Here is a 23,352-nt window from a genome sequence, read left to right on the forward strand (position 1 = left end):
GGCGCGGTGTTGCAGCCCATCACTGGTCGTTTGGTCCGATGCCGCCGATCGAAGGCGTTTCGGACGCCGACCTCGAGGCAATCGTCGTTTTTGTTCGGGATGCACAGGAACGGGAGGGATTCGAGCCGTACCCGCCGTGAACGGGACCGCCATCATCGGGAGAGCGTGGTGAAGCTGATGATCGTCGGACTGGTTGGCGGTGAGGGAGAGGCGCGGCCCCGTGCAGTTCAGGGATCGCCCTCCGCGATGGAGAGATAGGCTCTGCTGGTAGCCGAGCCGGGTGTCGCGATTGGGGCCGGAACCAACGTCGCCAAAGAGTCCGCAGATCGGCGTCGTGATCGTCTAGGCGGCCAGGGGCTGCGTCACCATTCGCCGCCGTCGCGCCAATCCGCTGCCCGTGTAGATCGCCAGCGCGATCCACACCAGCACGAAGCCGATCAGGCGATCCCTGCCGACGACCTCGTCGTACACGAACACACCGATCAGGAACTGCATGGTCGGAGCGATGTACTGCAGGATGCCGATGGTCGAAAGCGGAATCCGGGTGGCGGCTGCTCCGAACAGCAGCAACGGGAGGGCCGTCGCCAATCCGGCCAGCAGCAAGAGAACCGTGGTGCGAGTCCCCGCAACGCCGAACGAACTCGATCCTCTGACGGCCAGGACGACCAGGAATGCCAGTGCCGGGATCAGCACCAGCGCAATCTCAACGGTCAGGCTCTCGAAGGGGCCGAGCGCCAACATCTGCTTCTTCAGGAACGCATACAGAGCGAAACTGGTGGCCAGCACGAGGGCGATCCACGGAACCGAACCGACCGTGATCGTCATGTAGACGACGCCGGCTGCGGCCACTCCGATCGCCAACCACTGAGCGGGATCGAGACGCTCCCGCAGGATCATCACGCCCAGCGCCACGTTCAAAAGGGGATTGATGAAGTACCCAAGGCTGGCTTCGACGATGTGGCCGTTGTTGACGGCCCAGATATACGTCGCCCAATTGACGGTGAGCAATGCGCCGGCGATGAGCAGCCGGATCACCGACCGGCGGTTGAGACTACGGATCTGCGGCCAGGACCGGCGGATGCCGACCAGGGCGGTGAGCAGCACCATAGACCAGACGATCCGATGGGCGAGGATTTCGACTGCGCCGACCGTCTCGAGAGCTTTCCAGTAGATCGGGAGGATTCCCCAGAGCAGGTATGCCGAGACGCCGAGCGCCATGCCCCGGTTCATACGCACAAATCCATTTTCTCCGCAATGCAATGGCGCGTCACGCGCCACAGTATTGCGGAGAAATCCTGGGGGTCAGTCGTCGCCGTTCAGATTGCGGCCGTTGACCTCAGCCGGCTGTTCGCCCAGGAGGCGGCCCCTGAACGTCCCGGCCGAGCGGATGAATAGGACGGACGGGAGACCATCGGCGAGTTCCTCGATGCGACGGGCATAGTCAGCTTCGTCTCCTTGCGCGGTGGCGCGCAGGCCCATCAGAACGACGTCTGCGTTCTGTGACTACTCATCGAGAGGGATACGAAATTCGCATTTCGCTAAGGAGTCCGGGTGCCAATTGCCAAGTGCCAATTGCGTGTAGCTCGCCTTCCCGCCAACTCCTTGATAACTAGTCATCATGTGTGTGCGCGCAACAACCCGCGGGTTTTCTGCCGACTTCCCGATATCCAATCCATAGATCTGGGAGGTCTGAGAGTGAACGAAGCTCGTTCGGTCAAGTGGGAAGGAACGCGCCGCTGGTATCTGGCGGTGCTGCTCGTGGTGGCGATGATCGCCGCGCTGGTCACTCCGATGCCTTCTTCGGCGGATGATTCGCCGTTGCTCCAGGTGATTGTTGAGAAGACGAGCGGTGCCGATGGTTCGGTTGAACAGCTCGTCGAGATGCTGGGCGGCACCGTCCTGACCGACCTCCCGATCATCAACGGCTTCTCAGCTCAATTGCCGGCCGCCTCTGTCTCCTCCCTCAGAACCAATCGGTCGGTCTCAAACGTCACGTTGAATGATTCAATCCAGTTGACCAACGCCGGGTGGGGCGATGCCTCGAGCCTTGGTGCCTATAACCCGAACACCTTCGATGGATCGATGTACCGGGTGGCGGAATCGATCATCAAGGCGACCGATTATTGGAATACGGGATATACGGGTGCAGGCATCGACATCGCGTTGATCGACTCAGGGGTAGTCCCGGTCGAGGGCCTGCTTCAACCCGGCAAGGTCGTAAACGGTCCCGACCTGTCGTTCGAATCACAGGCCGACAACCTTCGCTACCTGGACACGTTCGGCCACGGCACCCACATGGCCGGCATCATCGCCGGGCGAGACACCGGCGCCGCGATTACTAAATCCAACACCTCGTCGTTTCTCGGGGTGGCGCCGGGGTCGCGTATCGTCAGTCTGAAGGTGGCCGATGCCCATGGCGCCACCGATGTTTCACAGATCCTGGCTGCCATCGACTGGGTCGTTCAGCACCGCACCGACAACGGGATGAACATACGGGTGCTCAACCTCTCATTCGGCACAGACAGCACCCAGAGCTACACCCTCGACCCGATTGCGTTCGCGGTCGAGCAGGCCTGGAACGCCGGCATCGTGGTGGTGGTCGCTTCCGGCAACGACGGAAACAGTGCCCGCTTGCGGAACCCGGCCGCCGATCCATTTGTCATCGCGGTCGGATCATCTGAGAGCGCCAAGTCCAGGGCCGCGCTCTCGAGTGTGATGGACTTCTCCAACTGCGGGACCCAACAACGGCACGTCGATCTGGTCGTTCCCGGCCAATCGATCGTCAGCCTACGGAGCCCGGGTTCCACTGCCGACACCGACTTCCCGAAGGCACGAGTGGGAAGCCGGTTGTTCCTCGGTTCCGGCACGAGCCAGTCGGCGGCGATTGTGTCGGGGATGGCCGCTCTCATTCTCGATGAGCGTCCCGGCGCCACGCCGGATCAGGTGAAGGCACTGTTGATGGGCTCGACTCTCAACCTCAAGAAGGCTTCGAGCCTCTGTCAGGGCGCCGGCGTACCGACGCTGGACAAGGTGCTGGGCAAATCGAACCCAATCGCGGTGCAGAGCTTCCAGCCGTCGACCGGGACCGGTTCTCTCGAATCAGCCAGAGGATCGAGCCGCATCTACGACCAGGGCGCCCCACTGGTGGGAGAGCAGGACATCTTCGGTATGCCGTGGGACGGCCAGACATGGGCGCAGGCTTCGGCCGCCGGCTTTTCCTGGTCGGGAGGCAGTTGGAACGGATCTCAATGGACGGGCCTGTCGTGGTCCGGCCTGTCATGGTCCGGTCTCTCGTGGAGCGGCTTGTCGTGGTCCGGTCTTTCGTGGAGTGGTCTCTCGTGGAGCAGCCGGCTGTGGAGTGATGCGACCTGGTCGGGCCTGTCATGGTCGGGTCTCTCGTGGTCCGGTCTCTCCTGGAGCGGCCTCTCCTGGAGTGGCAACGTGTGGCACGGAGTGAGCTGGGACTCGGCCCGCCCCGGGTTCCTGTAAGTCAGTCGTAACGATGGAAGCCCCCGGCACCTCCCCGGGGGCTTCTCCGCGTTTCTAAGTCCGGCAGTGCCTATTGCCCATTGCGTCTTGCCTTCTGCCGCCGCGCTCCCACCTCCCTGTTGATCTCGCTGCGCGCAAGCCCTTGCCGTAAGATCGTGCCCGCCGGTGGAGACCATTCGAACGGGAGTCGTACATGCAACGGCAACTCATCAAGCACGTGCTCGGGCGCACGGACTTCGGTATAGAGGTGACCGTTGCCGGTTGGGTTCGCACGCGCCGTGACTCCAAGGGAGGGTTCTCGTTCGTCGAGTTACACGACGGGTCCAGCTTCGACGGCTTGCAGATCATCGCCGACGGCGAGTTGCCCAACTACGAGGCGGATGTTCTGCGACTGACGATCGGTTCGGCGGCGCGGATCACCGGAGTGTTGACCGAATCTCCCGGCCAGGGGCAGAGCGTGGAGGTGAAAGCCACGGAGGTCGAGGTCTTTGGATTCGCCGATCCGGATGATTATCCGCTGCAGAAGAAGCGGGTGTCGTTCGAGCACCTGCGTGAGATCGCTCACCTACGGCCCCGCACGAACACGATCGGGGCGGTGGCGCGGGTTCGCAACGCCCTGTCATATGCCACGCACCGGTTCTTCCAGGAGCGCGATTTCCTCTATGTACACACGCCGCTGATCACCGCCAGTGATGCCGAGGGCGCCGGCGAGATGTTCCGGGTGACGAACTTCAATCCGGCTGAACCGCCGAGGGCTGATGGGGGAGCTGTTGATTACTCACAAGATTTCTTCGGCCGGCCGGCCTTCCTGGCGGTGAGCGGTCAGCTCAACGCCGAGGCGTACGCCCTGGCCCTCGATCGGGTCTACACGTTCGGCCCCACGTTTCGAGCTGAGAACTCCAACACTCGCCGGCACCTGGCCGAGTTCTGGATGATCGAACCGGAAATGGCGTTTGCCGACCTCACCGACAACTCCGACCTGGCCGAGGATTACGTGAAGTATCTCGTGCGATACGTGCTCGATCACTGCGGCGACGACCTCGAGTTCTTCAACAAGTGGGTTCATGAAGGACTGCTGGACACGCTGGCCGGCGTCGTGGAGGGCGACTTCGAACGTATCACCTACACCGAGGCGGTCGACATCCTCACCGCTTCCGGCGAGACGTTCGAGTTCCCCGCCGAATGGGGAGCGGACCTCCAATCCGAGCACGAGCGCTACCTCACGGAAGTCGCAATCGAGAAGCCGGTCATCGTCACCGACTTCCCATTCGATTTCAAGGCCTTCTATATGCGACGCAACGACGACGGCAAGACGGTGGCGGCGATGGACGTGCTGGTGCCGCAGATCGGCGAGATCGTCGGCGGCAGCCAGCGCGAGGAACGTCTGGATATGCTGGCCGAGAGCATGGAGATCAAAGGGATGGATCGGGATCACTACTGGTGGTACCTGGACCTGCGGCGCTTCGGGAGTGCGCCCCACGCCGGATTTGGCCTCGGACTCGAACGGGTCGTGCAGTTCACCACCGGCATGCAGAACATCCGCGACGTGATCCCGTTTCCGCGGACGCCGAGGAGTATTGGGTTCTGAGGACGTCGCAGCAAGCTGCGACTGGTTCTAGGTCATGAGTTCTAGGTTCTGCGTGTCTCCGAGCTGACAGGGACCGGAGAATCAGAACCTACAACCCAGAACTCAGAACCTGAGGTCGCGATAACGGATACCGGCGCTTCGTCTTCTAGAGGCTGAAGCTCTCTCCCCAGGAGAGCGGTACGAACTCGATACCGGATTTGGCCAAAACGTTCTTTGCCATGCCGTTGATCCAGCTGCGTCCTAGTTCGCTCAGGTAGAAGTCATGGATTGGGATCGCCTGCCGAGGGGCAAGTCGTCGGGCGAACTCCATCGACGCAGTCGTGGAACCCCAAGGGATGAGCAGCGGCAATGCCAGAACCGGTGCCGAAGTGGTGAGTTGGTAGCTGTCTCCAGGGTGCGTGAGAACACCGGCCACCGTAAACGCCCGATTTGGTGGTGCTGTTCCCATCGGAGTGGTCTCATGAAGGACATCTTCATGACTGACGCCGGTCGGGTCTTCGGTTATCACCGCTATCTCGTGGGGGGCCAGCAAGTCGGCCACGGCCTGATTGGAATACATGGTGACGTCGGTGCCGCGGTCTATGAGCCAAGCCAAGAACTCGGGCTTCACGTGGTCGCCGTGTTCATGGGTGATCAGGACCCGCTGAATGTCGCCGAGCGATTTGAGATCGAACTCTCCAGTGTCGAACGTGTGGAAACCGGGGTCGAACAGAGTCGTGCCTGCGTCCGTCGTGACGGTGAGGCAAGAGTCGGTGAGGCGTCGAATGGTGGTCATGAGTTGCGACCCTACTTGCTAGTTGAGGATTTCGGCCGTGAAACGCTCGATCGTGACCTTGCTTCCCGGACTCAGTCCCGCTTTGCGAGTGGCGAGCTCCAGCTGTCGTTCCGGGCTATCGATACCCGGAATGGCGGGTAATAGAAGTCCGCGCCGTCCGCCGCGTCCGGTGACGATGACGCCGTACGTCTCCGGGTCGAGATCTTGGGGACCGTCGACAGCCTCCGGTGGATCGAGCAGGTACACCGTCACGTCGAGATCCTCCACCTCGTCACGGCGCAGCGGCGGAAACCTGGGATCGGCGGTTGCCGATGAGACTGCCGCCCCGGCGACTTCCTTCGCCAGCGACCCCGGCCTGAGATCGAGCCGGCCGATGCACCCTCTGAGTTCGCCATCGACTCCGCTGATCGACGGTTTGTGCAAAGAGACGAATACACCCCACGGTGCCCGGTCTGTTTCGACGGTGGGCGCAGTTCTCGTTTCCCCGGCGACATGAGTTCTGATCGCGTTCCGGGCCACCTCGACGAGCGGATGTGCCATCTTTGAATCATGCCACAGGGTGGCGGCGTAGGGTGAGTGTATGGAGATGACGGTGCGGCCGCCGGCAGTGGCAGGGAGCTTCTATCGCGGCACCGAGGATCGTCTCCGCAACGCGGTCCGGGACATGCTGCGGGCAGCCCATCCAGTCGAGCCCGGAGTCTCGCCGCGAATGGTGATCGTGCCGCACGCCGGCCACATTTACTCGGGGCCGGTTGCAGCCGTCGCCTACAGGCTGCTGGGCCGGGAGCTTCCGGCGCGAATCGGGCTCATCGGACCCTCCCATTTCGTGGGTTTCGCAGGACTGGCGGCCCCGGCACATGGGGCAATGGCGACGCCGCTGGGAACGATCCCGGCCGACTCTGTCCTTGGCGAACTTGTCGACGGTGCGCTTGCGCACCGCTCCGAACTGGCTCACCTGCGCGAACACTCGTTGGAGGTGCAGCTTCCGTTTCTCCAGGTGCTGTTGGAGGACTTCACCGTTGCGCCGCTCCTCACCGGCGACGAGGATCCCGGGCCGGCCGCCCGGGCCGTCTCCACCATGCTTGACGCCGGTCTGTTCATCGTGGTGAGTTCCGATTTGTCGCACTACCACGACCACGAAACGGCCCAACGCCTCGACCGGGTTACTGCTCAGACCATCGTCGATCTGCGCGAATCCGAACTCGATCGGTTCAGCGCCTGCGGAAGGACGGCGGTGCGAGGAGTGCTGCGGGTCGCCGCCGATCGCGGGTGGGGTTGCGAACTCCTCGACCTCCGTACGTCGTGCGACACCGCCGGATCGCCCGATCGTGTCGTTGGCTACGGCGCCTTCGCGCTCGGCCCGGCCTGACGATCCGGTGTGGGCCGGATCTCAGCGGGCACTGAGGCGGACTGGTAGACGCCGCGATCCCCACGATCCCGGCGTCGGTTCAAACACTCCGGAGCAGGCGGTCCCGCACCTATCGCACCGCCCCTGCTCGTCGAGGTTCCACGCACCCAGCTTGTACCAGTCACGCTCGATGAGCACCGATCCACACTGGTGGCACCGGGTGGCTTGGCCGCTCGGGTCGTGGACGTTGCCGGTGTAGACGTATTGCTCTCCGTTGTCGATGGCAATCGCCCTCGCCCTAGTCAGCGTCGGGGCCGGCGTCGACGGGCGGTCCATCATCTTGAAGTCGGGATGAAAGGCAGTGAAGTGATGGGGGATGTCGGAGCCGAGATTCGCAACGATCCAACGAGTCATCTCATTGAGCTCCGCCTCCGAATCGTTGAGATCGGGGATCAGGAGCGTGGTGATTTCGAACCAGACATCGGTCTCGTGACGAACGTAACTGAGCGTGTCGAGGACCGGCGCCAGGCTTCCGGCGCAGGTTCGATGATAGAAATCCTCCGTGAACGCCTTGAGGTCGATGTTGGCGGCATCCATGTGGTCGTAGAACTCCCGGCGCGGGGCGGGATTGACGTAGCCGGCCGTGACCGCCACGGTCTTGATGCTCCGCTCCCGGCAGGCCTCCGCCACGTCGATCGCGTACTCGTGGAAGATGACCGGATCGTTATAGGTGAACGCAACGCTCCGGCAGTCGAGGTCGGCCGCCACCTCGGCGATCCTTTCAGGTGATGCCTCATCGGCCAGCACGTCATTGTGCTTTGCCTTGGAGATGTCCCAGTTCTGACAGAAGCGGCAGGCCAGGTTGCATCCGGCCGTGCCGAACGAGAGCACGGGTGTGCCGGGCAGGAAGTGGTTGAGGGGCTTCTTCTCGATCGGATCTACGCAGAATCCCGAAGAACGTCCATAGGTCGTGAGCACGATCCGGTCGTGGTCCCTGGCTCGCACGTAGCAGAGACCCCGCTGCCCTTCTCGCAGTTTGCAGAAACGCGGGCAGAGGTCGCATTGCACGCGTCCGTCCTCGAGCGCGTGCCAGTACTTCGTCTGCACGTTCGCTTCTCGTTCCGTGGGGGTGATGGGTCCACCTCCTCTCGTACGTCTCAGTGTCGCGCAAAATGTGGCCGGACGCCCGTGAACACGATTCGCGCTCTTCTGCTTCACCCGCCCGGTTCTCGGGAGGTGGTCGCCGAGGTGCTCGCACTCGAATCGTCGCCGGTGGCCTCTACCAGTCCTCGTCGGAGATATCGGGGGGCGCCACTGTTGGCCGGCGCGCCGACTCGCGCGTGCTTCGTTTGGCGGTCTGACGTTCCAGCCGGCCGAGTTCACCGTCGAGGTCGCGGTAGCTATCCAGCCGCCGTTCCTCGAGCCGACCGGACTCCACCGCCTCTCTGACTGCGCAGTCGGGCTCGTTGGTGTGCCGGCAGTCGCGGAATCTGCAGGAGGCGGCAAGGGAGGTGATGTCGTCAAATGCACTCGCGAGCCCTTGTCGGGAGCCCCAGACACCGACCTCACGCAAGCCGGGCGTGTCGATCAACACACCTCCGCTCGCCAGGGGGATCAGATCCCTGGACGTCGTCGTGTGTTTGCCTTTGCCGTCTCCACGCCGGGTATCTCCCGTGGATTGAACCTCGTCACCGGCCAGTCGATTGACGAGACTCGACTTCCCGGTCCCGGAAGCACCGATGAGCGCCACGGTGGTCCCCGGCCCGATCAGCGAGTCGAGCCGGTCAATGCCTTCACCTGTGACGTTGCTGACGGGCAGCACTTCGACACCGGGGGCGAGTTCCTCGAGTTCGAAAACGGTGTCGTCCACATAGTTGCGTTCGACGAGGTCCAGCTTGGTGAGCACCAGGAGCGGCCGCGCTCCGCTCTCCCATGCAATCACCAGGAACCGTTCGATTCGCCCGGGTTGGACCGGCCGATCGAGTCCGTGGACGATGCCGACCCGATCGAGATTGGCTGCCAGAACCTGAACGGTCGGACGCCCATCCCCGGCCGATGGGTCGCTCCGAAGGATCGCCGTGCGGCGCGGAAGGATTGCCTCGACGACCTCACCCTCGTCCGGATCCGGGCGGACTACGACCCAATCGCCGGTGATCGGAGTTCCGGATTCGGCGCCGGAAGGGGTTTCGTCGCGGGACATCGGCACCCTGGTTGTTCCGCGCCGGATGGCCACCAATGAGCTGCCACGGTCCACGCGCAACACCCGGCCCGGGAGACGGTCTGGTCCATCGAATTCGCGGTAGAGGGCTGCGATCGCTTCGTTCCAGCCGAGCCGGACGAGGGGGTCGCCGGCGGATGTGTGGGGCGGCGATGATTGCATGTGTTCGTACTCCTGGGAATGAGGGTACTCCGACAAGAAAGACGCGCCGTTCAGACGGCGACGGGCGAGTGGAGCACCCGGTGAACGTTGTGCAGCAGTGGGGCGGGGGTGGTTCTCATTGGGTTCTCCTTTCTCGCTCGTGATTCCGGCAGCATATCGGAGCCGCCCGGCCGCCGAAAGGGGTCATTGACTAGTCCGTTCATCGTTGGCGCTCCGGGACTACGGGCTCCGCGCGCGGTCTTTCGCCTCTGGTATCGCGGCTTCGATAGGCGCATCGTGGGGTTTGGAAGGGGCTGTCCGCTCGGCACGCGCCGCGCGGTCGATCTCTTCTGCATTGACCCGACGGGGAGGAACCTGAAGGAGTCATGCAAATGAGAAGGGGCAAGCTGCTGATTGTGGCCGTGATCGTGGCCATGTTCATCCCGACCGCCGCGCTGGCCAAACCGCCTGCGGTTCCGGCTGGTCATGACGTTGAGATCACGCTGCTGCATACAAACGACTTTCACGGTCGACTCGAGGCCGACTCGAGCGGCCGGGGCGGCTCGGCCAACATCGCCGGTGTCGTCAACAGCATCAGGGCGGATGTTGGAGCCGGCAACGTTGCTTTGCTGGACGCCGGAGATGTGTACTTTGCGGCGCCGGCAATCTCCCAACTCCTGATGGGGGAGAGCACTATCGATGTCTACAACATGTTGGGATATGACGTCGCTACATTCGGCAACCACGAGTTCGACAAAGGTCAACTCGAGTTGGCCGACCGAGTCGCCCAGTCTGATTTCCCCTGGTTGGGTGCCAACGTCGTGCTGGCAAGCACGGATTGGGATCTTCCGGAATGGGCTCAGCCGTACGAGCTGCTCGAAGTCGGCGGGATCACGCTCGGCATCCTCGGCCTGGCCGGCGAGGAGACACCTGAGGTAACGCTGCTGGGTACCACGGCTGGTCTGGTCTTCAAAGATCTGACTGAAACGATCGAGTACTACTACGACGAGGTGATGGCGCAAGCCGACGCCATGGTTGTGCTGGTGCACATGGGCACTGCAGATAGCGGACCGTACAAGGGCCTCACGACTGTGGCCCAGGAACTCATCGACGCCGGCAAGCCGGTCGACCTGATGATCGGCGGCCACCAGCACCAAAGACTGGATGCGCCTGTGTACGTTGGTGAGACGGCCATCGTGTCCGCCGGTTACTACGGGCGGTGGTTGGGCCAGGTGGACGTATCCATCAACACCGCCACCAAGAAGCTGACGGTCGATTCCTATCAGCTCCATACGATCCTCGAGGAATCCTCCGTTTCGAAGCTCATGGCCTCGGTCCAGGGCCTCTATGACGACGGCGAGATCATCGGCAAGGGCGTGCTCAACAGCCTGCTCAAGAAACTCGGAAATGCACAGACCGCCCTCACCCGTGACAACGGAAGAGTTGCAGGCAATCTCCTGAAGGCATTCATCAACGAGGTGACCGCGCAACGCGGGAAGGCCATCAGCGCGGAGGCGGCAGACTCGTTGCTCGCCGATGCGAGTTGGATACTTGCCAACACAGACCTAGACGTGGCCGCCAGAGTGGCCTACTGGGCCGACGTAGTCGCGCCGATTGTCAATCAACCCGTTATCGAATCCAACATCGACCTGACCCGTGACTACAACGGCGAATCGCTCATCGGAGACATCGTCACCGATTCCATGCTGTGGAAGGCCGACGAGTACGACGACGGCGAGGTCAACGGTTCGGTGGATATAGCGTTCACCAATCCCGGTGGTTTGCGGGCGGACATCGTGAACCCAGGGGGGACGTACCCCTTCACGGTCACCTGGGGCAACACTTTCGACGTGCTGCCGTTTGGCAACACCCTGTACATGATGGACCTGACCGGAGCGCAGATCCAGACTCTGCTCGACCAGTCGGCCAACCTGTATAAGGGAATTCTGCAGACGTCGGGTGCCGGCTGGTACTGGTACAACGATTGCGGGTGCAACACGCCGACGGCCTGGGGCGCGTACGGAGTCGAAATCGACGGTGCCCCGCTCGAGCGGGACACGGTCTACCGGGTGGTGACCAACAACTTCCTGGCCGGTGGTCAGGACGGTTGGACGACCTTTGCAGCCGGCATCAATCGGTGGGATACCTACTACGACATGCAGCAGGGTCTGGTGGAGTACCTGGGGACCCTAGGCGATGGTGTCATCGACGCCGAGGACGTCCCGATGGATCGGATCATCCGTCTCGACGACGTCGTCACGATGCTGCACACCAACGACACGCACGGCAGTTGGGCGGCCGACTCCTACGGCGGTGGTTTCGCCTATCTGGCCGATCTGATCAAGAAGGAACGGGCGCACAATCCGAACGTACTTCTGCTGGAGGCAGGGGACACGTTTCAGGGGAATTCGTTCGCCTACTTCTTCAAGGATCGACTCGACAATCCGATCGCCGGAGGTTTGAACTTCCTCAATTACGACGTCATGACGTTGGGCAATCATGAGTTCAATTTCGGACCGGCGACCTTCGCAACCATGTTGGGCCAGGTCGACTTCCCGATCCTGGGCACGGTCAATCTGGACGACGACGGATCGTACGGGTTCATCAACGACCACGTTGATGACTACATCAACCTGGTCGTCAACGGCAAGAAAGTGACCATCTTCGGGCTCACAAACCCGCGGGTATACCGGTACGAACTACCGACCAATATTCCAGGTCTGACCTTCTATCCGACAGACCAGGACAATCCGGACGCGATTGACCTACCAGGACTGATCGCGAATATCCAGACGAACGAAATGCCCGACCTTCTGGTTGGGTTGACCCACGTTGGTTACACACCGTACGGCGATGAGGTCGACAGCGACCTGAAGATCGCCGAGCAGGTATCCGGTGTTGACGTGCTCATAGGAGGGCACAGCCACTCGTTGATCAACCCGGCGGTTATGGTGTCTTCCGGGGCGAATCCCGACGGAACGCTGATCGCTCAGGCCCGGCGCTACGCCGGATACCTGGGGCAGGTCAATGTCGGCTTCGTCGGCGACGAGATTGTCCTCCGCGAGGGGTTCCTGATTCCGACCAGTGAGGCGACGCCCGAACCCGGATTGAGCGCATATCTGGAGCCGTTCTTGGCTGAGATCGATGCGTACAACGCTACGGTCATCGGACAGACGGAAGTCCCGATCGATGCACTCCAGGCGTACACCCAAGAGACCAACGGCGCCAATCTGCAGGCGGACGCAGCGATCTGGGAGCTGTCCGACAAGGAAGGAGTCACACCGGACCTCCACCTTTCCGGCGCGATGTCGAACCGCAAGGTGGCCGACGGAGCAACGCCGACCACACCGGCAACCTTGACCAAGGGCGACATGTTCAACCTGATGCCGTATGAGAACTCTCTCGTGGTGCTCTCGATGAACGGCCCGCAGATCAAGGAGGTCCTCGAGCGGGGCTACCGGAACTACTGGTTCTACAAGTACGATCCCGGCTACGGCGGCTATTCGCACTACACAACCTGCATGCTGACCACGGATGCCGGCAACGTGATCACCTACAACGATCCAGGCGCAGGTACGCCACCGGATGGCAATAACGTCCTGTCGTTGAGCATCGATGGCAATCCCGTCGATCTCTCCGATGCCGGAACCTTCTATCTGGTGTCGACGGTCAATTACGTGGCTGCGGGATCGTGCAATTTCAACAACGCCGGCGACACGATTTGGCCACTCGATCAGATCGCCTACGACACCCAGTTGTATGTGCGTGACTCGGTGATCAATTATGTGAACGCTCAAGTCGGGCCGATCGCGCCTGCGATCGAAGGGAGGCTGGTGTTCACGACACCGTGACCCGACGGGATCACGGGTAATGGGCGAGGAGCCCCGCCCCGGCGGGGCTCCTCCTTAATCCCCGTTTTCGCGCGGGGATCCCCCCCTATACGGTGGGAATCCCGCGCGAGAACGGGTTTTGTGTTGCCAGAGGAGGGCCAGCAGGGTGGCGACTCCAAAGGTGAGCAACGCGCCCCACAGGCCCGATCCGTAGGAACCCTGCCGGTCGACCGACCAGCCGAGAATCGGTGGCCCGAGGCCGAGGCCGGCCAGGAACCCGAACAGCACCACACCCGAGGCCCCGCCGGACCGCTCATGACCGGCCATTTCCATCACGGCCAGCATTCCCACCGCGTTCCATGCGGTCGCTGAGGCACTGAGACCCAGGGCACCCACCCACAACAGCCACGCGCCACCCTTCGGGGCGGCCAGGAGCGCGCCGGCAAACACGACCGACAGGCCGGCTATCTGGATCAATGATCTGATGTAGTCGGACGTTCGTTCGCTGTGACGGGCCCACAGGATCCGCGAGAAGAAGGCGACCAACCCTGCGAGGCCGGCGACCGACCCGGCCACCGCCACCGAGAGGCCAATCTCCTCCTCGCCGTACAAAGGGATGTAGGTGTTGACTGCCCCTCCGGCGAGTCCCATGAGGAATCCGAAAGCAGTCAGCCACAGCACCGGCGCCGACCACACCACGCGCGACGGGGTCTGCCGGGCCGGATCGTGGGCCGGATCCGGAGGGACGATCAGACGGATCCCGCCGAGCATGAGGAGCGAGATGCCGGCGGCGATCGCCATCGTGGTGCGCCATCCCCAGGCGAGCGCCCCGGCCGGCAGCAGCATGCCGGCCAGGAATACTCCAACCTGGACACCCGATTGCTTGACTCCCGTCACCGCCCCTCTGCGACCCAGGGGGATGTGAACCGAAATGAGCTTGTTGGTGCCCGGGTTCGCGGAAGCCTGGCCGGTACCGGTCAGAATCCCTGCTGCGACTAGCCAGAGAAAAGATGGTGCGACCGCTACTGCCAGAAGGCCCACCCCGCTGATGACGAAGATTCCCGTCAGTGTCCTGCGACCTCCGATCCGGTCGGTCAGTCGCCCGATACTCGGCGAAGCGATTGCGCCGACCACCGAGAACGCTGCCACGATCCAGCCGAACTCAGCCCGGGTGAGCGATAGGTCGTCGATGATGAACCTGGCCAGGACGGCGAAGGCTGGTCCGGCAAAGGTCGCAGCAGCCATCGCCGCTGCCATCAGGACGGTGAACCTGGTCCGATTGATTTCGCCTGCTTGTCGCCCGGTCATCATGGCGACCTTACCGGGCGTGGCGGCAGCCGAAACGCTATGGTGCTGCCCAACCGGGAGGAGACCCAATTCAAGGCGCAGACTTCACCCTGCTCGACCAGGCGGGCCAAACGTGGGCGCTTTCCGAACACCTCGATACGGCCCGGGTGGTGGTCTTCCTCCGAGGCGACTGGTGACCGTACTGCAACGGACAGCTGGTCAGCTTGTCCAATCGGTACGGGGAGATCACGAGCGCCGGTGGCCGGGTCGTAGTCGTCACGGTCGATTCACCTCCGCAGAACGCCGCCATGATCGAGAAGCTGCAATTGCCCTTCCCGATTCTCAGCGACCCCGATCGGTCGCTGGCGATCGAGCCGTACGGCGTTGCCGATCCTAAGGATCCGCGCGAAATCGCCCGACCATCGATCTTCATCGTGACGCCGAACCGGGAACTCGTCTTCGGCGAAGTGAGCGACGATTTCGCGGATCGGGCGGCTGAAGAGGGGGTGGTGGCCACACTTCAGGACCTGGGGTTGCCACCGACCACGCCTGAGATGATCCAGGCGGGGCCGGCAGAGCCCGGCCCGAGGGCCATGCCGCTGCATGCCATGGAGCCGTACTTCCGGGGAGCGAAATTCGCCGTGACGGCCATGAAGCTGCGCCATCCCGGGGTAGCGGAGGATGCCGCGATCTACATCGCCCAGATGGACCGGTACATCGAGCTGGTAAAGGAGCTGAGGGGCAAAGAGTAAGAGGGGCCTTCGGCCCCGGTTCTAGGTTCCACGTTTTAGGTTCTACCGGGGTCATGGCTCAGGTCAAGACCTAGAACTCAGATCTGCTGCTGCCTCGCTAGCCTCCCGCCGGATGCGCGATCTCGGCCCGATCTTCATAGACACGCTGGTCCCGGTGTTCCTCATCGTCGGGGTCGGCTACTTTCTGGGTCCGCGCCTGGAGATCGATGCCAGGTCGCTGGCCCGGGCGGCCTACTACGTGCTGGCACCGGCCTTCATCTTTGAGATCCTCTCGAAGGCCGACCTCGAGGCGGATGTGGTGCTGCGGGTGGTCGGCACGCTCACGATCACAACACTGGTTGGAGGACTCGCAGCTCTGGCAGTAGGTAGAGCACTAGGCCGGCCCGCCAAGGTGACTGCCGCTTTGATCCTCGTTGCGGTCTACGGGAATGTGGGCAACTTCGGCCTGCCGATCATCACCTTCGCTTTCGGAGAAGAGGCGCTTCCACTCGCCGGCATCGCCTTTCTCACCGTCAATGCGCTTGCCTTTTTCATCGGAGTCACCGCCGCAACCTGGCACCGGTTGAGCCCGCTCCGGGCCGTGGCAATGGGCCTGCGCACTCCGGCACTGCTCGTTGCCCTGCCGGCAGTGCTCGTCAACGTCGGTGACGTGGATCTGCCCCTGTTCGCCGACCGTTCGATCGGTCTGCTGGCCAACGCAATGATCCCCGTGATGCTCATGACGCTCGGTGTCCAACTGGCCGCCATGGGTCGACCTCAGGTCAATCGAGATGTGATGCTCGGGTCGGGCCTTCGCCTTCTCCTGGCGCCGGCCGTGACAGCTTTGCTCGTGGCGGGGTTCGGACTCGATGGGGCTGACGCCGGCGTGACCATTGTTCAGTCGGCGATGCCGGCCGCCGTGTTCACGTCGATCATCGCCATCGAGCACGACCTGGTTCCGGATCTGGTGACTACCACCGTGTTGTTCACCACCCTGGCCAGCGCGGTGACTCTCACCGTTTTGCTGCTCTTCGTCTGACGGATCTCACGTGAGTCGATTACCTCCGGGGGTCTGAGGGGCGCCCCACGGGTTGCCCTCCTAGGATGCAGGTCATGACTTTCTCGATTTCGTCCTCATTGTCCGATCTGCTGCGCACGGCCCGGGAGTTCATCGATCAGGAGGTCATTCCGCTCGAAGAGGCCTTCCTCACGGGCACACCCGAAGACCTCGCTCCCGGGATTGCGAAGGCGCGAGCCAAGGCAGAGGCGATGGGAATGTGGGCGCCCGCCCTGCCGGAAGAGGTCGGTGGTGCCGGAATGTCGCTCGTCGAGTTTGCCCATCTCAGCGAGGAGCTGGGCCGCACTCCTCTCGGCCATTACGCCTGCAACGCACAGGCTCCCGACGTCGGCAATATGGAGCTTCTGCTCGGGTACGGCAGCGATGCCCAGAAGGAACAGTGGCTCGAGCCGCTGGTGGCCGGACGGATCCGGAGTGCTTTCTCGATGACGGAGCCCGGGCACGCCGGCTCGAACCCCACCTGGATGTCCACGACGGCCGTCCGGGACGGCGATGAGTACATCATCAACGGCGATAAGTGGTTCTCTAGCAGCGCCGACGGCGCGGCATTCACCGTCGTGATGGCGGTAACCAATCCGGACGCCGAGCGCTACCGGCGGGCGAGCATGATCATCGTCCCGACCGAAAACCCCGGTTTCAAACGGGTCAGGAATACACCAGTGATGGGCGACGTCGGGCACGGCTGGTCGAGCCACGCCGAGGTGTCGTTCAATGACTGCCGGGTCCCGATCTCGAACCGTATCGCCGGTGAAGGCGAAGGATTTGTTCTGGCCCAGGCACGGCTCGGCCCCGGTCGGATTCATCACACGATGCGGTGGATAGGGATCTGCGAGCGCGCCATCGAGTTGATGTCGCGTCATGCCATCGATCGAGAACTGGCGCCGGGACGGCCGCTGGCAACGCGACAGGTCGTACAGCACTGGATCGCCGACAGCCGGGCAGAAACCAATGCCGCTCGCCTGCTGGTGCTCGACGCCGCCCACAAACTCGAAACGGTCGGAAACAAAGCCGCACGCACGGAGATCTCCACGATCAAGTTCTTCGTCGCCAATACCCTCCAACGCGTGGTCGATCGGGCCATCCAGGTGCATGGTGGCCTCGGTATGACCGACTACACGCCTCTGGCGTTCTGGTATCGCCACGAGCGGGCCGGACGGATCTACGACGGGGCCGACGAGGTACACCGCAACGTGGTAGCGCGTGCCGAGTTTGCCAAATACGGCGACGTCGACCTCCGGGGCTGACCAGAGATCGCTGTCTATACCGGCGACCTTGCTCAGAAATCCCTAGCATCGACCGTAGCCGAGACGCAGACGAGAGGGAGTGCAGCATGCATACAGGCAGATTGTTCGCTTTGACCGGGGTGATCATTGGCATCATCGGTCTTTTCCTGAAGGCGCTCACCACCGACGGTGAGAGCCTCTTGCCCGCCTTGAACCAGGCCGATCCGGGGTTCCCCGACGGCATCCCGACGATCTGGGGCGGTCTCGACACATGGGCCCAGATCGTGGTGGTGATCATCATTATCACTGTCGTCGCGCTGGCGTTCTACGGTGCCAGGGCTGCAGCCATGGATCGAACCTCTTCATTGACCGTGGCTGTGCTCGGCGCAGCTCTGCTGGCCTATGCGGTAGTGAAGTTCCTCGAGGCAGGTGATGAGGCAGACACCCTTCAGGCCGGTTTCGCACAAGCTGCCAGTGGGGGCATGATCCCCGAGGCATACACGGTCGGCACGGGGATCGGATTCTTCATCCTGATCGTCGGCACGGTATTGGTGGTTGCCGGAGGCCTGAGCGGGCTACGCAGCAGCGAGTAACTCAAAGCAACGGAGACTCAGGTTGCCGGCTCGTCGAAGAGCCGGCAACTTCGTTTTGGGGCCTCTGGTCGGCTCTGAACCGTACAGACCGTCACCTGGTCGACCCTCCCCATCCTTTGGGGAGACCATCGACGGCGAGTAGCTCAACCGACCTCGACGCCCGCTCCGTGAAGTGCTGCAACCATTCGCTCACCGTCTCCGCTGGTCAGTTCGACGGCAGCCGTGTAACCCAACGGCACCCTGGTACGGAACCCGGCTGCGGTGGCGTCGAGAGCCGTGGCGCCGACGCAGTAGTCGAGGGCGAGACCGACGACGACGGCCGACACAATATCGTTTTGATGGAGAAGTCCGGTGAGCTCCGTCGGTGTCTCGGTACCCGTTTCCGGGTCGCGCATCGTGAATCCCGAGTAGCCGTCCTCACCGTTCGCGCCCTTGCGGACGGTCGGTCCGGCCACGATGAGACGCGGGTGCAGTTCAGCTCCCCACGATTCACCGACGCAGTGCACCGGCCAGATCCCGCCGTCCTTCTGAAAATGGGGGGTTGAGGCGGGGTGCCAATCCTGGGTGTAGACCACGTAGGCACCGGCGGCCGCCGCCCGGATGATCTCGTGGTTGATGGCACTCACGATCTCCTCTCCGCCGCTCACGAACAAGCTCCCGTCCGGATCGGCGAAATCGTTCTGCATGTCGACGACGATCAAGGCAGTGGTGGATTCAAACGTGTGCATGGTTCCAGCCTACGTTCAACGTGTACAGTGCGCCGCGTGTTGACCACCGGCATTCTCTTCACCGACCACTATCAGCTCACGATGGCGCAGCTCTATTTCCGGACGGGGCTGGCCGACCGCCAGGCCCGATTCGAGCATTCGTTTCGGGCATACCCGGATTACGGGACCCACCAGGCCGGGTACGCGATCGCCGCCGGTCTGGCTCCATTCGTCGATTGGATGCAGCAGGCCGCGTTCGACGACGAGGCTGCGGGAGCGCTCGGTGCGCTCCGTTCGGGCGATGGAGGGCCCCTTTTTGCCGCCGGCTTCCTCGACTGGATGCGCGGCGTCGGAGGATTCGGAGATGTCTCGTTGTGGGCAGTGCCGGAAGGCCGGGTTGTGCATCGGAATACCCCGATCGCAGTTGTTGAAGCGCCGCTGGTGGTCGCCCAGCTTCTCGAGTCGTCATTGCTCAACCACCTCAACTACGCGGCGCTGATCGCCACCAAGGCATCACGGGTGGTTGAGGCTGCCCACGGTGGATCGGTGTTGGAGTTCGGTCTTCGCCGTGCACATGGGTTCGGAGGGATCGGTGCTTCGCGGTCGGCGCTGATCGGCGGTGCCGACTTCTCGTCCAACGTCGGGATCTCTCACGAGCTGGGTATTCCCTCGAAGGGGACCCACGGTCATTCAATGGTGCAGGTGTTCATGGCGATCGCCGGGGGAGAGCTGGAAGCGTTTCAGGCCTACGCCGATGTGTATCCGGACGATTGCTTGCTGCTGGTAGATACGATCAATACGCTCGAGTCCGGTGTACCCAACGCGATTCGCGTGTTCGAGAAGCTGAAAGCGGGCGGTCATCGACCGGTGGGAATACGACTTGACTCGGGTGACCTCGCCCATCTAGCCGTCCGCTCCGCCGCCATGCTGAACGCGGCAGGATTCGCGGACACCTCGATCGTGCTGTCGAGCCAGCTGGACGAACTCACGATCTGGCAGATCCGAAATCAGGTCGCCGAGGAGGCTCCCCGCTACGGGCTCGATGTCGATCAGATGCTCGCCCGCCTCGTCTACGGAGTGGGATCGCGGATGGCCACTTCCGACGGCGATCCCAGTTTTGACGGTGTATACAAGGCCGTGGCAATCGAAGACGACAACGGCGTTTGGAAACCCGCCATCAAGATCTCCGACTCGCCGGACAAGCTGGCACTGCCCGGTGTGAAGTCCTTGTGGAGGGTATACGACGAGCGCGGCATCGCCACTGCCGACGTCATCGCCACGGGAGACGAGGACCTGAACGGGCGTCCCCTGGAGATCCTGCATCCGATGCGGCCCGGAGTCGGGCGGATACTCGACGATGCGCAAATCTCGGCCATCGAACCGCTGCTCGCGCAGATCGTGGAGCGGGGTCGGGTGGTGGCGCGGCTGGGCGATATACACGAGGCACGTCGCCGCAGGGCTGCCGACCTCGAACGCTTGGACACCGGTGTGCGTCGGTTGGTCAATCCGCACACCTACCACGTGTCGATCACCAGGCCGCTGCTGGAGCTGAGGCAGTCACTGATCGAGGCGCACCGGGCGCGCTGAGCCGGGGACGGCCGGGTTCTCGATGTCTCATTCGGCGGCCCCGCCGGGGGGTTACAACCCGGCGGCGAGTGCGGCGACCAGCGTTCCGGCTCCGCCCTCGACCGGCTCACCGTGCCCGAACAGCACCGTATCGAACGTGAGTCCGGCCAGCTTTCTGACCGTTTCGTTGGCTGTCACCATGTCTGAGGAGAAGTCCGGATTGGCGCCGGTCACGCCGCCGGCCGCTCCGTTGAGGGCATCCCCGGCAACCAGCACCCCGCCGGCCGGGTCGAGGACCGAGATGTGTCCATCGGTGTGGCCGGGCGTGTGGATGATCTGCAGACCGAACACCTCGTCACCGTCGCCGACGGCAACGATCGGCCGGGACGTCGGGATCTGTGAGATGTCCGCTTCACCCGCATAGGACGTGGCGGAGGCCGCGGCCGTCAGAACCGCCTCGGCGCTGCCGATGTGATCGTTGTGGCGGTGGGTGAGAATCAGATGCTCGACGTCTTCCCAGCCGAGCCCGACGGCGGTGAGTCCATCTTCGATATCGGGTGCGCTCCCGGCGACACCGGTATCGACGATGGCGGCCGATCCGGCGCGAATCAGGATGTAGGCCGAGACGAAACCGAGGTTCACCCGCCGGTAACGGACGGCCTCTGTGGTGGGAGCATCCGGTGCCGTCGACGCGACGGGCAGTTGCGTCGTCGGCGGCTCAAGAGGTTGGTCTGTCGTCGTCGGGTCGCCGGTGGTGGCGGTCTCTCCGGAATCTGAACAGGCGCCGAGACCCAGTACTGCGATGGCGAGTGACGTCGTCCCGAACCGGCGAAGAAACACCCGGCGGGTGAGCGGTCGGATGGTGGGCACGCGATCCCCTCTCGATGAGAGACCGAGCGTACCCGGCCGGGCCCGGTACGGGGTCCGCCTATCGCATCCAGATACGGAGGGCGGCTTCGAGTTCGTCCGGACTCTGGGATCCAACCAGGATGTCCCGCCCGTCGAGCATGGTCAGGTAGACGCCCCCGGTCCCCTTCGCCAGGTACGCTTTCACGCCCCTGGCATACCGCACCCCCCAGCCCCCGTAGTCGCGAATCGGCCGGAACGCTCGAACCTCCGCCGTCGCGATACGGTCAAAAGTGATCCGCTTCGTCCGCATCGGGGCAAACCTGATGTGGAGGGCGTCCGCGTGGACTTCGGTGATGAGCTTGAGCGAGGCAAAGAGCCAGATCAGTCCTAGGCCGAACACGACGAATGCGCCTCCCACGATCGCCAGTGCGCCGTCAGACATCGGTGTTTCCCCCCACGGCTCCCCGCCGATGAGTTGCACGTAGATGCCGACGGTGAAGGCGAGGATCGAAGAACCGGCCGCTAGGACCACGAGCAACGTGATCCAGCCGGGGAATCGCTGCTCTTCCTCGAAGTAGGATTCGGTGTGATCGGTCATATCACCAGCAACGTAGCCGGACGTCTCAGGTGATGCCCGTGAGTTCGTGACTGCCCGGGGTCCCTACCGGGATGGCAGCCGAAACGATCGTTTGCCGGCGACAATAGATTCCTAGTGCGGTGACCACTCTGAGTGACTATGGTGGGACCCAGGCAACAAAAAGGGAGGCTGGCCGTGGCGGGCACAGTTGCATTGAAACGCGAACGTCATCGCAGGCGGCGCCTGTGGACGCTGGCCATCATTCTCGGGCCTATCACCGTGTGGATGTACTGGCGGATCTTCAGTGGGGAGAGGCCGTGGCCGGGAGTACCGGACCTCGGCCCGGACGCGGCCTTCTGGCTGCCCGGGATCATGCTCGTGGTTCTGCTCGGGTTTGTCCTGCTCGCCCCCATGCTGGTGAACGCCCGATCCCCGCACATCACGTTCCGACCTGAGGAGATCGATGTTTCGTTCGCGGATGTGCACGGCGCCGACCGCCTGAAGACAGAGGTTCGGCACACCCTCGACGTACTCCTCGACTACAAGCGATTCCGCGATGAGATGGGGGGAAGCCCCAGACGCGGCATTCTCTTCGAAGGGCCGCCCGGTACCGGGAAGACCTATATGGCGAAAGCGATGGCGGCCGAAGCGGAAGTTCCGTTCCTCTTTGTGTCGGCTACCGCGTTCCAGAGCATGTGGTACGGCATGACGGCACGAAAGATCCGGAAGTTCTTCAAGGATCTCCGCAAGGCGGCCAGGGCCGAAGGTGGCGCCATCGGTTTCATCGAGGAGATCGATGCGATCGGGCTGAGTCGGTCCGGCGTGAGTTCCCCGGCATCGGGGGCCACCCACTCACTCACGGTGAACAAGACGGGGATCAGCCAGGAAACCGGCGGCATGGTCAATGAACTGCTGATCCAGATGCAGAGCTTCGACACTCCTCCCTTCTCGTCGAAGGTGAAGGGGGTCTTCACGGGCTTCCTCAATCGTTACCTCGCGCCCGAGAACCAACTGAAAAAGGACGCGCCCGAATACACCAATATCCTGCTGATCGCCGCCACCAACCGGGCGGCAGCCCTCGACCCGGCCCTGATGCGACCCGGTCGATTCGATCGGATACTCCACTTCGATCTTCCGAGCCGCACCGCTCGCCTGGCCTTGATCGACTATTTCCTCGACAAGAAGTCACATGCTGCGGAACTCGACGATCGGGAAGCTCGCGATGACCTGGCCGCGGCGACACTCGGCTATACCCCGGCCTCTCTCGAGCGACTATGTCGCCACCGGGTGAATACTGACCCTTTATCACCGCTCGAATTTTGACCCCCTCCTGGTCGGGTCCACCACTGATA

General features: G+C 63.0%; 19 protein-coding genes and 1 pseudogene. 10 read left to right on the forward strand and 10 right to left on the reverse strand.

Translation table 11 applies throughout. From position 1 onward, the window contains the following. Window positions 1-342: 342 nt before the first annotated feature. Both rarD and P1T08_14765 read right to left on the reverse strand, forming a co-directional pair. Window positions 343-1,230, reverse strand: coding sequence for an EamA family transporter RarD (rarD, locus tag P1T08_14760; protein MDF1597337.1), 888 nt, complete (start codon window positions 1,228-1,230; stop codon window positions 343-345). A 72-nt stretch (window positions 1,231-1,302) separates the two neighbouring features. Then, window positions 1,303-1,479 carry a hypothetical protein gene (locus P1T08_14765; GenBank protein ID MDF1597338.1) on the reverse strand — a complete coding sequence of 59 codons (177 nt, stop codon included), beginning with the start codon at window positions 1,477-1,479 and terminating at the stop codon, window positions 1,303-1,305. Between the two features lie 216 nt (window positions 1,480-1,695). Here P1T08_14765 and P1T08_14770 point away from each other — a divergent pair, with 216 nt between their 5' ends. After that, window positions 1,696-3,489, forward strand: a complete 1,794-nt coding sequence (locus tag P1T08_14770) for a S8 family serine peptidase (protein ID MDF1597339.1) — start codon at window positions 1,696-1,698, stop codon at window positions 3,487-3,489. A 193-nt stretch (window positions 3,490-3,682) separates the two neighbouring features. After that, window positions 3,683-5,077, forward strand: a complete 1,395-nt coding sequence (gene asnS / locus P1T08_14775) for an asparagine--tRNA ligase (protein ID MDF1597340.1) — start codon at window positions 3,683-3,685, stop codon at window positions 5,075-5,077. A gap of 145 nt (window positions 5,078-5,222) precedes the next feature. Here the strand turns inward: asnS and P1T08_14780 are convergent, their stop codons facing one another. Next, window positions 5,223-5,852: an MBL fold metallo-hydrolase gene (locus P1T08_14780; GenBank protein MDF1597341.1), complete on the reverse strand. Its 630-nt coding sequence runs from the start codon at window positions 5,850-5,852 to the stop codon at window positions 5,223-5,225. An 18-nt stretch (window positions 5,853-5,870) separates the two neighbouring features. Continuing rightward, window positions 5,871-6,392 carry an AmmeMemoRadiSam system protein A gene (gene amrA / locus P1T08_14785; GenBank protein MDF1597342.1) on the reverse strand — a complete coding sequence of 174 codons (522 nt, stop codon included), beginning with the start codon at window positions 6,390-6,392 and terminating at the stop codon, window positions 5,871-5,873. 40 nt (window positions 6,393-6,432) lie between these two features. Between amrA and amrB the strand changes: the two genes are divergently transcribed. Then, window positions 6,433-7,221: an AmmeMemoRadiSam system protein B gene (amrB, locus tag P1T08_14790; GenBank protein MDF1597343.1), complete on the forward strand. Its 789-nt coding sequence runs from the start codon at window positions 6,433-6,435 to the stop codon at window positions 7,219-7,221. A 21-nt stretch (window positions 7,222-7,242) separates the two neighbouring features. Here amrB and amrS read toward each other — a convergent pair whose 3' ends face one another. Together amrS and rsgA are read right to left on the reverse strand one after the other, a co-directional pair. Beyond that, window positions 7,243-8,307: an AmmeMemoRadiSam system radical SAM enzyme gene (gene amrS / locus P1T08_14795; GenBank protein MDF1597344.1), complete on the reverse strand. Its 1,065-nt coding sequence runs from the start codon at window positions 8,305-8,307 to the stop codon at window positions 7,243-7,245. Window positions 8,308-8,479: 172 nt separating this feature from the next. After that, on the reverse strand, window positions 8,480-9,580 hold the full coding sequence (gene rsgA / locus P1T08_14800) for a ribosome small subunit-dependent GTPase A (protein ID MDF1597345.1): 1,101 nt from the start codon (window positions 9,578-9,580) through the stop codon (window positions 8,480-8,482). A 371-nt stretch (window positions 9,581-9,951) separates the two neighbouring features. Between rsgA and P1T08_14805 the strand changes: the two genes are divergently transcribed. Next, window positions 9,952-13,410 (forward strand): 5'-nucleotidase C-terminal domain-containing protein, encoded by a 3,459-nt coding sequence (locus P1T08_14805; protein ID MDF1597346.1) that lies wholly within the window; start codon window positions 9,952-9,954, stop codon window positions 13,408-13,410. A gap of 54 nt (window positions 13,411-13,464) precedes the next feature. Here the strand turns inward: P1T08_14805 and P1T08_14810 are convergent, their stop codons facing one another. Next, window positions 13,465-14,700, reverse strand: a complete 1,236-nt coding sequence (locus P1T08_14810; protein ID MDF1597347.1) for an MFS transporter — start codon at window positions 14,698-14,700, stop codon at window positions 13,465-13,467. Window positions 14,701-14,888: 188 nt separating this feature from the next. Here P1T08_14810 and P1T08_14815 point away from each other — a divergent pair. The 4 genes and pseudogenes from P1T08_14815 to P1T08_14830 all read left to right on the forward strand — a co-directional run bounded on the left by P1T08_14815 (window position 14,889) and on the right by P1T08_14830 (window position 18,301). Next, a pseudogene (locus tag P1T08_14815) lies at window positions 14,889-15,428 on the forward strand (redoxin domain-containing protein). Window positions 15,429-15,540: 112 nt separating this feature from the next. Continuing rightward, the gene (locus P1T08_14820; GenBank protein MDF1597348.1) at window positions 15,541-16,446 is read left to right on the forward strand and encodes an AEC family transporter; all 906 of its coding nucleotides are present in this window, start codon (window positions 15,541-15,543) and stop codon (window positions 16,444-16,446) included. 74 nt (window positions 16,447-16,520) lie between these two features. Further along, entirely contained in the window at window positions 16,521-17,729 is a 1,209-nt protein-coding gene (locus P1T08_14825) for an acyl-CoA dehydrogenase family protein (GenBank protein ID MDF1597349.1), read from the forward strand. 86 nt (window positions 17,730-17,815) lie between these two features. Beyond that, the gene (locus P1T08_14830; GenBank protein MDF1597350.1) at window positions 17,816-18,301 is read left to right on the forward strand and encodes a hypothetical protein; all 486 of its coding nucleotides are present in this window, start codon (window positions 17,816-17,818) and stop codon (window positions 18,299-18,301) included. A gap of 143 nt (window positions 18,302-18,444) precedes the next feature. Here the strand turns inward: P1T08_14830 and P1T08_14835 are convergent, their stop codons facing one another. Then, entirely contained in the window at window positions 18,445-19,029 is a 585-nt protein-coding gene (locus tag P1T08_14835; GenBank protein ID MDF1597351.1) for an isochorismatase family protein, read from the reverse strand. 36 nt (window positions 19,030-19,065) lie between these two features. Between P1T08_14835 and P1T08_14840 the strand changes: the two genes are divergently transcribed. Then, window positions 19,066-20,595: a nicotinate phosphoribosyltransferase gene (locus P1T08_14840; protein MDF1597352.1), complete on the forward strand. Its 1,530-nt coding sequence runs from the start codon at window positions 19,066-19,068 to the stop codon at window positions 20,593-20,595. Between the two features lie 51 nt (window positions 20,596-20,646). On the opposite strand, the gene P1T08_14845 is transcribed toward P1T08_14840, so the two are convergent. Both P1T08_14845 and P1T08_14850 read right to left on the reverse strand, forming a co-directional pair. Beyond that, complete coding sequence (locus P1T08_14845; protein ID MDF1597353.1) at window positions 20,647-21,444, reverse strand: MBL fold metallo-hydrolase; 798 nt, start codon at window positions 21,442-21,444, stop codon at window positions 20,647-20,649. A gap of 58 nt (window positions 21,445-21,502) precedes the next feature. Further along, entirely contained in the window at window positions 21,503-22,021 is a 519-nt protein-coding gene (locus P1T08_14850) for a hypothetical protein (protein ID MDF1597354.1), read from the reverse strand. A 174-nt stretch (window positions 22,022-22,195) separates the two neighbouring features. Here P1T08_14850 and P1T08_14855 point away from each other — a divergent pair, with 174 nt between their 5' ends. Further along, window positions 22,196-23,323 (forward strand): AAA family ATPase, encoded by a 1,128-nt coding sequence (locus P1T08_14855; protein ID MDF1597355.1) that lies wholly within the window; start codon window positions 22,196-22,198, stop codon window positions 23,321-23,323. The last annotated feature ends 29 nt before the right edge of the window (window positions 23,324-23,352 follow it).

This window comes from Acidimicrobiia bacterium (assembly GCA_029210695.1).
Lineage (GTDB): Bacteria > Actinomycetota > Acidimicrobiia > Spongiisociales > JAHEDJ01 > JAHEDJ01.

What these genes read in the sequence shown, in the direction of transcription:
- P1T08_14805 (MDF1597346.1), top strand. Translation starts at nt 9,952, where the DNA reads ATGAGAAGGGGCAAGCTGCTGATTGTGGCCGTGATCGTGGCCATGTTC.
- P1T08_14830 (MDF1597350.1), top strand. Translation starts at nt 17,816, where the DNA reads ATGCATACAGGCAGATTGTTCGCTTTGACCGGGGTGATCATTGGCATC.
- P1T08_14850 (MDF1597354.1), bottom strand. Translation starts at nt 22,021, where the DNA reads ATGACCGATCACACCGAATCCTACTTCGAGGAAGAGCAGCGATTCCCC.
- rarD (MDF1597337.1), bottom strand. Translation starts at nt 1,230, where the DNA reads ATGAACCGGGGCATGGCGCTCGGCGTCTCGGCATACCTGCTCTGGGGA.
- P1T08_14835 (MDF1597351.1), bottom strand. Translation starts at nt 19,029, where the DNA reads ATGCACACGTTTGAATCCACCACTGCCTTGATCGTCGTCGACATGCAG.
- P1T08_14780 (MDF1597341.1), bottom strand. Translation starts at nt 5,852, where the DNA reads ATGACCACCATTCGACGCCTCACCGACTCTTGCCTCACCGTCACGACG.
- P1T08_14825 (MDF1597349.1), top strand. Translation starts at nt 16,521, where the DNA reads ATGACTTTCTCGATTTCGTCCTCATTGTCCGATCTGCTGCGCACGGCC.
- P1T08_14820 (MDF1597348.1), top strand. Translation starts at nt 15,541, where the DNA reads ATGCGCGATCTCGGCCCGATCTTCATAGACACGCTGGTCCCGGTGTTC.
- amrA (MDF1597342.1), bottom strand. Translation starts at nt 6,392, where the DNA reads ATGGCACATCCGCTCGTCGAGGTGGCCCGGAACGCGATCAGAACTCAT.
- asnS (MDF1597340.1), top strand. Translation starts at nt 3,683, where the DNA reads ATGCAACGGCAACTCATCAAGCACGTGCTCGGGCGCACGGACTTCGGT.
- P1T08_14765 (MDF1597338.1), bottom strand. Translation starts at nt 1,479, where the DNA reads ATGGGCCTGCGCGCCACCGCGCAAGGAGACGAAGCTGACTATGCCCGT.
- amrB (MDF1597343.1), top strand. Translation starts at nt 6,433, where the DNA reads ATGGAGATGACGGTGCGGCCGCCGGCAGTGGCAGGGAGCTTCTATCGC.
- rsgA (MDF1597345.1), bottom strand. Translation starts at nt 9,580, where the DNA reads ATGCAATCATCGCCGCCCCACACATCCGCCGGCGACCCCCTCGTCCGG.
- P1T08_14810 (MDF1597347.1), bottom strand. Translation starts at nt 14,700, where the DNA reads ATGATGACCGGGCGACAAGCAGGCGAAATCAATCGGACCAGGTTCACC.